Raw genomic sequence first — 10,712 nt, 5'->3', positions numbered from 1 at the left:
CGGGCACAGTGGGGTCTAGAGACCCGGTTATTCGCGGCGTAGGGTTCCGGATTCATAGGTCTGGGAGGAAGTCGCTGCGTTGCTCTGCCTGTTCTCGGTCGGACCGCCGATCGTAGTGCCGACTCAGAATGTCCTCGCTCGCGTTCAGCCGATCCTCGACGATGCGACGCGGAACGTCCTCCCGCCGGTAGTAGGTCACCCGCCCACTCCGCACGTCGTGAGGAGATCGCGACGACGGGCACTTGCTCGCGTGGTCGATGTTCGTCGCCTCACACGAGTCGATATCCCGATCGTGGGGACAACCCTCATCGCGCCAGCAGGGACGAGTCACCCGATAGAGCGTTTTCCGAAACGTGTTGCCCGCCGGTCGACCGTACCGCGTCGTGATCAGCGGGTTCCGGTCGTACTCGTCGGTCACATCGTCGCGGTGATACTCGACGTAGTCCTCGATGTACCGAGCGGTTTTCTGACTGATTCGATTCCAGCGAGTCCCCGACTCGTGGTTCTTGAGAGGAGTTCCCGTCTCCGGACGGTGAACATAGTGGACGGCGGGACCAGAGAAACGAGGATGCGTTCCGTCGAGGTCGCAATCTTCGAGGTCGAGACCACGGACCGCGCCGCTCCGTGCACCCGTCTCCCACAGTAGGAGGAGGACGATGTGATCGCGAGACGCGGGTTGCGCGTTTTCGAGGTAGTCCAGAATCTCGATAACCCGTTCGGGTTTGAGCGTGGTCTCCGACACGTCCTCCCCGTTCTTCATCGTCGGGAGGCTGAGCTGTTCGTACAGCTCGGGGTCGACAGCATCGATGTCGCCAGCGAACCGGAGGAATCTGCGAAGCGTTGCCAGCTGACTCTTGAGTGTGACGAGTTTGATCGGATCGCGCCCGTCGCCCTTCCCCTCTCTCCGCCAGGTGCGGTATTGGTAGAGGTCACGACCGGACACCTCGTTCAGATTCTCGATCCCCTCCTCATCGCAAAACTGGATGAAGGAACGGAGCCGGTGGTACTCACTCCGCCGCGTCGACTCCGAGTGTTCGTCCTCCATCGCACTGTGAAACATCTCGATGGCGTCGACCGGAGAGATCGGTTCGAGGTCGTCGCTCACAGGTACCCCTCCGGGGTGTCGAGGATTTCGTGGTCCGGGTGCTCCTCGGTGAAGTGATCGAGGTAGCCAGCCACCTGTCGGGCGTACGGGGTGAACCCGTCTGGTGGCTCCGGATCGATCGGGGCGTCACAGAGCGGGCAGGTGGTGAGGTCAGAAGTCGTCACCGTGCACCACCGTCGAGATCGTCGTCGTAGGGACCAGTCGGGGTGACGAGCTGCACCTGGTGGCGGACGAGGAGCGCGTCCGTCTTCTTATCGCGAAGCTCGTGGAACGCGCCGTCGACATCATCTCGACGAGCGCAGAGCTGACACCAGAAATGGTGATTCGTGGGTTCCCACGTACGATGTCCGAGAGGGCAGACGTAGCGCCAACGATCGACCTCGTTCTCGATGCGAACGAGTTCTTTTGGGGCCATCACGTCACGCCGACGGTCGGCCATATAAAAGCCCGAACCCTTGTACGGACAGTGAAAGTGAAACTGAAGCCGAGCGAGTTCTCTGGTTACTGCGCTATCACGTCCGTCGTAGAGGGATTGAATACCCCCGACCGTGTGTGCTGACATGGCTTTCGTGCCTCAGTCACGGAAGCCCACGCGAACCCGAGGGCCTATCTCGGGGTTCGCTTTTGGCTGAGTCGTCGTTCTCGTCCCGTAGCTTCCGTTGAGTCTATTCTATTCGGGATAGTATTTAGTTATTGCTCAATAATTAGTTATTGATAGCCCCTTAATCTCGGACTCCTGATAGTTATAGGGGTGGTGATAGTAGATGACGGTATGGCTGGACGACCGGAGGATGCGGCTGATAAGGAGATTCTCGACTTTTTCAAAGAATCTGAGGATCTCGTGTTCTCTACGGGTGAAGTTGCTGATGCACTCTCCTATAGTCAACCGGGGATGTTCAAGCGGTTGACTAAGCTTGAAGAGAAAGAAAAGGTCGAATCAAAAAAACTGGGTGGGACAAAAGCTTGGTGGCTTGCAGAAAGTGAACGGGAGAAATAGACACATACAATATATAATTGAGTGAGAACTTGATCATGACCTATTTCACTACAGTTGCACAAGTCGTTGGAGCTATTGTCGGATTTATACTTGCATTTGCTGGCTCCATATACGTTGTAAGGAAGTCACAGATGCAGGTCCGACATAAAAAGCTCAGTGAAAAGATAGATGAGCTATCAGAAGAACTCGGAGAATTACAACAAGAATTCACAAATAGTTCTAGTTTTGACGACGATTTTGTGATAAATATCGTGCAAAATTTTTCTAACGATGACCGGTGGCCTGAACAGCCTGCAAAGTTGACAGTTTCACAAACAGAAATCAATTCAGAATACGAGCACATTTTCACATATATCTGTTCGATACAAGCTAAGTTAAATAAAGCAAAAGACACGAGTGATTACGCATTTGCACACGATATGGTACAAACAGCAAGTGAAGAAGCTGCCCAAGTTCTGTATCTGGGGACAGACAAACAAAATGAACTCAATTTGCCTGATGACATATCCGAAGATCTATTTATAGATGGCTTTATGAATGTGATGGCAATTGATGGCTCCGACATATTAACGCCAGATATGGTTAATAAAAACCCATCCAAATCAGTACTATATAATTCTCTATTTTTGTTGACTATTGGAACAATAATTCCGATTTTCACTACAATGAGCGTGATAAATACTGTTTTAGCTAATACACCGGACTGGGAGCTTTTTGTATTAGAAACCATCCACTTATGTTCAACACTAGTTGTTGGAAAATATACCGTTGAAAGCCTTATTGAAAATCTTGATGACATTATCTAATCTGTGAGGATTCCGCGCGACCCCCCACAAGGAGGGGTCGCGCGGGCAGCAACGCAGGATGGAAACCACCACATGAGAGAGGTGGGTCGGCGGGTGGCAGACCGAGTGAGTGTGAGCTGGACCAGGTGACCAGCCTAACCAGAGTATCGAACGCAGCCTACCAGCAGCAACGTCACTCGGCCGGACCACGATCGCGGAGAGCGTCCAGTAGATCGGGCCAGTCGAGGTCGAGCGCGAATAGGTCCGATTGAAGGTTCCAATCCCACGGAGCCGCATCGTTCGGATCAGGCTCAGCGTCCGCCGGTTCGAGGTTTTCGACCATCCCGCCGAACAGTTGGTTCGTCGGTTTGTCAGCCTCAGCGGGCCAGTCATCGAAGAAGTCGACGTCTTTCTTCGAGTGTTTGAAGAACGCGGTCGTGAACAGCCGTTTCAGCTCCGGGTGGCAGTCCTTCCCCGTGTGGAACACGGTGCCGAAGACGTCGACGTTGACCTTCGCCATCCGCTTGGCGAGCGGCGAGAACTGCGCCGCGACCTCGTAGCTGTTCGTTCGGGCGTCGAAGTGCGTCGATCCCTCGTCGATGAAGACAAATTTCGGCCGGTCGCGATGCTCGATACAGGTGACCGCGAGGTCGTGTGCGCTCGTGACGACGATATCCGTGAGCGGCCACGTCCGCGAGTTCGAGATTATCAGGAGATCGTCGACGGTCGCCGAGCGGAGTTCAGCGAGCAACGCCATCAGGTTCGTTTTCCCCGTGTTCGGGTTCCCGGCACCGCCGATGAACGCGGTCGCGTCGTTGTTCGTCATGAGCTCATCGAGCCGCAGCGGGAGCCGGAGCGCCGAGCCGTCGAGGTCCTGTTCCGTAATACCGACCAGATGCGAGAGCAGCATCGAGTTCCCCGAGCGAATCGCTTCGGAGGCCTGCCGGGACTGCTGGGTCCGGTCGACGAGCGACAGGAGTTCAGACGGCCGGTCGCGCCCGGCGCGAATCTCGTCGAGGAACACCGACGCCGACACGTCGTCAGGGTCGAGCGCACCGGCACCCGAGGCGAGGTCGCGTTCGGTGTCCATGTTGCCCGCCAGCTGCTCGGCGAGTTTCGCCGCCGTGAGCATTCCTTCGTCAACGTCAGTCATCGGCGGAGACCTCCACTTTCTCGCTGTGACCGTTGCGGTCGGTCGGCGGCTCGGTGTCGCCGAAGTCGAACCCCGACTTGTGGTCAAGGTCGGCGAGGTCTTCATCGTCGACGAGGTCGGAGAGATCGTCGCCGGTCGCGTCGTCGAGGCCGAACGCTTCGAGTTCCTGGTCGATGGCGCGACCGATACCGTCGCCCGAGTCAGGAAGCGACCCGTCCTCAAACAGGTCGATCACGCTTTCGACCGTGTTGCGAGTGGCCCGACGGACCACGGTGAACGCGGAGGCTTCGAGGATGAATCCGCGCTGGGCGTCGTCCTGAAGCTGGCCGCGACACTCGTGGACGGCACGAAGCGCGCGGGTCAGCTCACGATCGTCGAGTGTGCCGCGCCACGTCCCCACGACGGTCATGTCTTCGAGGTCAACCTGTTTGCCGACGTAGAGGTTTGGGGACAGCTGGGTGATGTCGTAGCTGGGATTTTTGAACTCCTCGCCGTCGAGGATATCCATTTCGCGGAACTCGTCGGGTGGGAGTCGGTAGATCGCGCCGTCGAGGACGCTAGCGTCGAGGTCCATCAGGTAGATCCACGACGGATTGTAAAGCCACGACGTGACCTTCTGGCCGACCATGAAGCCGATCGGCGAGACGGCGACGGCGGCGACCCCAGCGATGTACCAGAAGCGCGGGACTTCGAGGTCGAACCCGACGACCATCGCGCCAGCAGCGAGCAGGGACGTACCAGCGATTATCTCAGGGGTGCGGGTTTTGGCCGCCTCGATGAAACGCCGATGCTTGGGTGTCTCGGGTTTGGTTTGTGGGTGTTGAGTCATGCTATGCGCTCCGATTTCTCATCTCGTCCGTAGACGACCTTCGCGACGACGTACAGAGTGACCAGACCGACACCGAGACCACCGCCGAGACCGGCGGCTTGTGCGTCCGAGGCGGTGAAGGGACCGGCGACGATCGGCGAGGAGGCTTGCAGCGGGACACCGTACAGTGTGGTTCCGTCGTCGATAGTGACGCCCGCCGCGCCGTTCGAGGGTTGGACGCTGAAGCGGATCGTCGTGCGCCCGTCGACGACGTACGACTGCCTGTTGAGTTCGCGCGGCTCAGTCAGGGCGACGGCCTCGGTGACCGTGATGCGTTCGCGTCGGTCGCCGTCGAGCACGAGCACGGCGGCGGAGCCGTCATACTCGGCCGAGCAGAGGTCGATGTGCTCAGTGATTTGCTGGGTACAGGCGTCAGCTTGTGCGGTACCGTTCGGGGTTTGGACAGTCGCGTTCGTGGCGTCTTGGGCGGCGACGCCGCCGGAGAGGGTTGCCACTGCGACGACTGCGATCAGGATAAAACGGGAGTTCATTGGAGTTAGTTCGAGGAGGCGAACAGTGCGGCGGCTCCGGCCACGACGACGGCGACGATCTCGCCCGGGAGACCGAACATATCGAGGCCGGAGAGGTCGAGGCCGCCTCCGTTCGATTGTGAGTTCTCGAACTGTTCGATCAGCTCTTGATTCTGCTGTTCGAGCTGGTCCCACTCTTCCTGCGTGATGTAGTTGCTGTCAGTCTGTGGTTCCGACGAGGTGAACGTCGTCGCGGTTGCTGGTTCCCCGGTTTGGGTGTTCACCATGTCGTCGACGGTGAACGTCCCGTCGAGTTTCAGCGTCTCGTACTGCGTCTCAGTGCTGGTTGCGTGGAACCGTGCGGACGCGACTTCGGTGATGGCGGTTTCGAGGTCGCCCGAGGCGTCGTACGACCATGTACCATCGCCGTTGTCCGTCCAATCAGCAGCCGGGACAGAGACAGTCTCGCCAGCGATGGTTTCCACCTCGATGGCAGTGCCCTCGTAGGGTTCCTGTGTGATGGTGATGGTGCCGCCGTCGACGGCGGTATTGATGGCTGTCCAGTCGCCCTCGACGAGACTCATGTCCGTGGTGAAGTAGACATCACCCGTGAACGTCGACGGATCGTAGGTCACGCCGACTTCGAGCGGACCATCCGAGGCGTCAGAGAGTCCGAACGATCCGCGCATGGTCGCGCCAGTGCTGTCGACAGTGATGGTCGCTTCGCGTTTGAGGTCGACAGGCTGGTTCAGTGCGATGAGGTCGGCAATGGCTTGACTCGTGCCCTCTTCTTTGGCCATCATCGACGCGCGTTCGCGAGGCGTCACGAGTTCGGAGACTTCGATCGAGCCGGACTGAACGTCGCCGTAAATAGTAGTCACCCACGTCGAGATACCGTTACGAACGTTTTGGAACGTCGTATCGATAGAGGAGAAAAGGCTATGCCACGCAGCCTGATCGAAGTAGTTTAGTCCGTCGTGAATCCCGGACTGTGGATTGATCCGAATCACAGAGTACGTGGAAGTATCTGCTTCTAAGGGGTTAGCACCACCATCTCGGTCGAGCACGTCGATTGTAGACCCATCGGGTAGGGTGTGAGAAATCGTGCCAGCAGTCGGAGGATTTGAGAAAGTCCAGCCGCCGTAAGGCGTGGTTCCCCCCGGCTCGACACGAGAGAATGGGCCAGCATCTTCGGTCTGAAGGCTCAGGTCAGGGTGACTTGCGACCGCAGCGACCATGCCCTCGAACTCCCGATGCGATTCATTCCACGACTTGAGGAGGTTCTTTTTGACTGTTGTCTCGTAGGTGTCGATGGCAGAAGTTGCAGCATCGAGCACAGCAGACTCAGCCGAGCCAGCGTTTAGCTCCTCGATGGCGGCGACCTTCGCATCGGTGTAGGCAGTGTGTTCGACACCGTCGAGGATGTTCTGGTTGTCGATGAACGTGCTCGCGTTCGTCGACTTGCGAGTCTTGGCTGTCTGGTAGATTTGCTGTCTAAGCGCATCAGCAGTCAGCCCCTCAGCCGGAGCATCAGCACCGATGATTTCGTAGTCGCGGAGCGACCAGCCGAGACCGAGCGCGCCAGCAGCGAGTGCGCCAGCGACGAGCGGGGCGACGGCTTGGGTGTTTCCGACGGGGCCGTGTTCGTACGAGAGGCCAGCCGCGGCGACCGCGGAGGCCCCGAGGCCCTTCACGAAGGTCCGGCGACCAAGACGAGAGCCAGACCGAACAGCATCACTGTCAGAGTCCAGAGCGTCCCGAGGAGGAGCGCCCGGAGAGGCGTTACCGCTAGCGGTTGTGTTGTCATTTTTGGAACTCATAATGGTGAGTACAGCGGGGTGGTTACCGAACAGCGACGCCCCATGCGCCGACCGTCACGAGGAACGCGACGATCGGGCCGACGTTCGAGGTTGTGTTCACGAGGTCGGCGATCTGCGGCACGTACTGGTACCCGAGGATCAGGAGCGGGCCAGCGAAGATCGCGACCTGCTCCCACTGCTCGTAGTATTGGAAATCCTTCGTCTCAGACGACGCGAACGCGACAGCGTACGCACCGAGTGAGACGAAGGTGGCGTGTTGTGCCGTGAGCGTGTAGTTCGAGAGCCACACGAGCGTGATGTCGGTGATGCCGCCGAACTGGTAGAGGCCGGAGGCGATGAACGCGACCGACAGAAGCGCGGGAATCGTGCGAATGTTGGTGTAGTCCGACACCATGTCGCCCATCGAGTTCGAGTACGACGACGCCATCAGGAATCACCCTGAATCTTGCAGAACGTCGGGAGGTAGCTCCCGCCGTCGTCCAGCTCCTCCTCCTCGGTTCCGCGAGCGATCCAGACTGTATCGCCTCGTTCGAGGTTGCCCTGTTTCAGGGCAGTCTTCACCTCGTCTTTGGCGAAGTAGTCCTCAACGCCCCGGTCTTTGTCCTTGATGGTGAGACGGAACCACGGGCCGTAGTCCCCCTCTCCCTCGGTGATGTCGAGCACAGGCCCGAACAACGTTTCACCGGACGAGAGTTCGATTGCTTCCGATCCATCCGACGTAGGCGCGGCGGCGTCAACGAATCCGTCCGGCGCACTTGGCATTTCGCTCGCCATTACAATTGTTAGTGTGCGAGATTTGTAGATAAATGGGAGACCTGTGCGAAGTGAAAGTAAAACTCAGAAACAGTAGCAAGCAAAGCGATCATCTATTCTTTTTATATGGTACTTTTGACGGTCAAGCGGATTTCGTCGAGCGCGGACGGCGGAAGCATGAGCTGCCCGGCGATGGAGATCGGCGAGGTTTCGCCAGTCGATTTCACGAGTTCTTTAATCGCAATCCGTTCGCGTTCGCCGAGTTCCGGTTCGGGCGATGACTGTCTCTCGAACCGCTCGGTGTACCAACTGTCAGACCACTGTTTTGGAGTCACCCGGCCATTAGCGCGGACCGTTTCGGACCATTCGCGAGCGACCAGCTCCGGCGGCGGGACGCGCCCGGCACGAACGTCAGATTCATCGAATAATGTGGTACTTTCCCAAGGCTTCGGACCTTCGAGGAGATCTGGCTGTGGAAGGTACGGGAGGTCAGTCGTATCCATGATGGAGCCGACGCCCTCGACGACGATCTTTCCGTAAGCGGTCCCGCCGGGAGAGCCGATTTCAGTTTCCTCCTCGGTGGAGAGTTGCACAACAGCGTCTGGTTCCCACTCGGGCGGGCGTTCGAACCCGTCTCGCTGCCGCTCGGCGGGAGGGGCTTCGGCAGATTCTGGTATCGGAACCTCTCCCGATATCGTGTGATTCGGCGCTTCAGTTTCGGTCGCACACAGCGGGCAGGTGTCCGGTTCGAGATGATCACATCTGCGCGCCCGCGTTTCAGACCCGAGCGATCCGGCCGATCGAGCAGAAGGCCACCGCTCTGCGAGTGTCCGTTCGGGTTCCTCCTCGGTTTCAGAGTCTTGGTCAGGCGACGACTGCGACAACCGAGTTCGAGCGAGCGATTTCTCAGTTTGGTCGATTCCGTGCGGCGAGCCACACTCTGCACATTCGTATTCCAGTCCGGGCTTCGAGGATGGAACGATAGAATCAGCGTGTTGAACCGACTGCTCCGTCTCTTCATCGAAATACTGCTGCTGGCAGGCGTCTGCTTTGCACGCCGCGGTCGCCCATCGCGAACGACTGTATTTCTGCGTCGTCGTCGCCCACTGCGAGGCCGCCCAGATGAGGTATTCGTCGGAGCGTTCGAGCAAGTCCTGATCGGGAGCCACGGCGAGATATTCGGACACGTAACTGGCGAAATCCTGTATTTCGTCGTCTCTACGGACGGTAACTGATTCATCGAGGTCGTGCGCGGCCCATCCCGCGCCGTCGCATTCCGAGACGTGTTTCGCCACGATCGGGCGATAGGTTTCTGGGTCGGTTGCGACGCTGGTACTGGTAGCGATCGCAGCTGCGTCAAAGATGACGACCGGATGTGAGTGAGAATATCCTGTCGCGGGTTTTTGCGGACCAGGGTGTGGTTCTGACTGCCACCACCACGCGTATTCACCGGGTGATAGACCGAGTGTGTCTTCGAGCACGTATCGCAGGGTTCGCTTCACCGAGTTCGACGAGCCGGACCACGCGTCGCGGATTTCCCGGTCGTGGTCAGCGATTGGTCGAAACGACCCATCGCGGTCGAGCGAAGACGCGGTAAGACCGAAAAGCACGGTCACGGGTTCGGCGAACTCAGCTTCACAGGTCCGTCCACATGGGTAATTTCCACCCATAAATTGGCGTTCGAGTGCCTTTAGACGAGCGTACTGCGTGGATTGGTATTCCGGTGTGAGGCTGTTGTCCATGTCGACGAGGAACGACTCGTAGTCTTTCCGGACCTTGGAACCGCGCGCCATCCGGAGGAATTTGTCTCTGTATCCCTCGTACCATTCCAGCATTTCTTGAATAGCAACGATCAGCGGCAAGGAGCCACGGGCAACGGTTTCCTCGACGATTTTCTCTTCTGTCTCACCGATTTCGACCGTTCGGAGAACAGTCTCCGGTTCTTTGAGAACTTCTTCTCGTAGCTTGCGACCGTGGACTGTTGAGACCGGTTCGAAGACACGATCTTCGTATCGATCGATGATTCCGCGGACTCGTTCATCGACAGTCGGGAGATCGACCGGTCGGTGAGAGAGTTCCGGAGAGCTAGGGCCTGTATCGTTCGACGCGGGGTAAGTCCCGTTGGAAAGCCAAGCCGCATCCGCACCCGCTTCGTCCGGCGCGCTCATCGCTCACCTCCAGATGTGCGCGCGACCGCAGCCGCGACAGCACCGCCGCTCGTTTGGCGACCTTCGGTCGCCTGTGCGCGGTCGGTGCCGTTCGGTCCGCGTACGGCGGACCTCACGGACCACAAGGTCACCGACCGCTTGGAGAGTTTGACCTGGAGCGCGGTGTCGAGGCGGACGAGATCGAGCCGGAACCGTTGGGAGGTGGACCGGCGCGCAGCTGACCGGTTCACTTTTTGCTTGGGTTCGAGAGTTCAGCTGGTCTCTCAGGACAGTCGAGCGCGTGGCCGTACTCGATCTGACTCGACGAGTTCCGCGTGCAGCGTTGGCCGCAGACCGGACACCAGAACTCACCCGGACCGTTGGCGGTGAGGTGACAGTCGGAATTGGCTCGCGAGCCGAGGCTCACCGCCGATCACCCCCGAGAACAATGAAAACCGGGCGACCGCGAAGGGGGGCGTTAAGCTGATGAACGGAATCCGAATAGCGGTCGCTAAACCGTTTTGAGAATCTGGCAGTAGAGGACCTATCGACCTCGTTCTCCGGGATTTGACGAACGACCCAAGAACCGAGGGTTTCGGAGCGGGCACAGTGGG

12 protein-coding genes are annotated in these 10,712 nt (G+C 58.5%); 3 read left to right on the top strand and 9 right to left on the bottom strand.

All coding sequences use genetic code 11. The features are described from left to right. Window positions 1-52 precede the first annotated feature (52 nt). Both EP28_RS11245 and EP28_RS14240 read right to left on the bottom strand, forming a co-directional pair. A complete protein-coding gene (locus tag EP28_RS11245; RefSeq protein WP_230455332.1) occupies window positions 53-1,105 on the bottom strand; it encodes a tyrosine-type recombinase/integrase in 1,053 nt (350 codons plus the stop codon). Then, a complete protein-coding gene (locus tag EP28_RS14240; RefSeq protein ID WP_155118464.1) occupies window positions 1,102-1,269 on the bottom strand; it encodes a hypothetical protein in 168 nt (55 codons plus the stop codon). Before EP28_RS14240 ends, EP28_RS11245 begins: the two co-directional genes overlap by 4 nt. A gap of 59 nt (window positions 1,270-1,328) precedes the next feature. Here EP28_RS14240 and EP28_RS14235 point away from each other — a divergent pair, with 59 nt between their 5' ends. From EP28_RS14235 to EP28_RS14230, 3 genes are all read left to right on the top strand, one after another. Continuing rightward, entirely contained in the window at window positions 1,329-1,664 is a 336-nt protein-coding gene (locus tag EP28_RS14235) for a hypothetical protein (protein ID WP_155118465.1), read from the top strand. A gap of 213 nt (window positions 1,665-1,877) precedes the next feature. Further along, a complete protein-coding gene (locus EP28_RS11235) occupies window positions 1,878-2,102 on the top strand; it encodes a hypothetical protein (RefSeq protein WP_049983594.1) in 225 nt (74 codons plus the stop codon). A gap of 35 nt (window positions 2,103-2,137) precedes the next feature. Continuing rightward, a complete protein-coding gene (locus EP28_RS14230; RefSeq protein ID WP_155118445.1) occupies window positions 2,138-2,908 on the top strand; it encodes a hypothetical protein in 771 nt (256 codons plus the stop codon). A gap of 172 nt (window positions 2,909-3,080) precedes the next feature. Here the strand turns inward: EP28_RS14230 and EP28_RS11230 are convergent, their stop codons facing one another. The 7 genes from EP28_RS11230 to EP28_RS11200 form a co-directional block, all read right to left on the bottom strand. After that, a complete protein-coding gene (locus EP28_RS11230; protein ID WP_049983593.1) occupies window positions 3,081-4,040 on the bottom strand; it encodes a hypothetical protein in 960 nt (319 codons plus the stop codon). Then, complete coding sequence (locus EP28_RS11225; protein WP_230455283.1) at window positions 4,033-4,869, bottom strand: DUF8125 domain-containing protein; 837 nt, start codon at window positions 4,867-4,869, stop codon at window positions 4,033-4,035. The genes EP28_RS11230 and EP28_RS11225 overlap by 8 nt, the downstream gene beginning before the upstream one ends. Further along, the gene (locus EP28_RS11220) at window positions 4,866-5,399 is read right to left on the bottom strand and encodes a DUF8063 family protein (RefSeq protein ID WP_049983592.1); all 534 of its coding nucleotides are present in this window, start codon (window positions 5,397-5,399) and stop codon (window positions 4,866-4,868) included. Before EP28_RS11220 ends, EP28_RS11225 begins: the two co-directional genes overlap by 4 nt. 5 nt (window positions 5,400-5,404) lie before the next feature. Continuing rightward, window positions 5,405-7,072 carry an Env/VP5 family phage fusion protein gene (locus EP28_RS14225; RefSeq protein WP_049983591.1) on the bottom strand — a complete coding sequence of 556 codons (1,668 nt, stop codon included), beginning with the start codon at window positions 7,070-7,072 and terminating at the stop codon, window positions 5,405-5,407. Between the two features lie 148 nt (window positions 7,073-7,220). Beyond that, window positions 7,221-7,625, bottom strand: a complete 405-nt coding sequence (locus tag EP28_RS11210; RefSeq protein ID WP_049983590.1) for a DUF8023 family protein — start codon at window positions 7,623-7,625, stop codon at window positions 7,221-7,223. Beyond that, window positions 7,625-7,972, bottom strand: coding sequence for a hypothetical protein (locus EP28_RS11205; protein ID WP_080506091.1), 348 nt, complete (start codon window positions 7,970-7,972; stop codon window positions 7,625-7,627). The genes EP28_RS11210 and EP28_RS11205 overlap by 1 nt, the downstream gene beginning before the upstream one ends. Window positions 7,973-8,073: 101 nt before the next feature. Continuing rightward, window positions 8,074-10,119, bottom strand: coding sequence for a hypothetical protein (locus EP28_RS11200; RefSeq protein WP_049983589.1), 2,046 nt, complete (start codon window positions 10,117-10,119; stop codon window positions 8,074-8,076). Window positions 10,120-10,712: the final 593 nt, after the last annotated feature.

The organism is Halorubrum sp. BV1 (genome assembly GCF_000746205.1).
GTDB lineage: Archaea > Halobacteriota > Halobacteria > Halobacteriales > Haloferacaceae > Halorubrum.
Note: the sequence above shows the minus strand (reverse complement) of the source record. Positions and strands in the feature narration are given on the sequence as shown.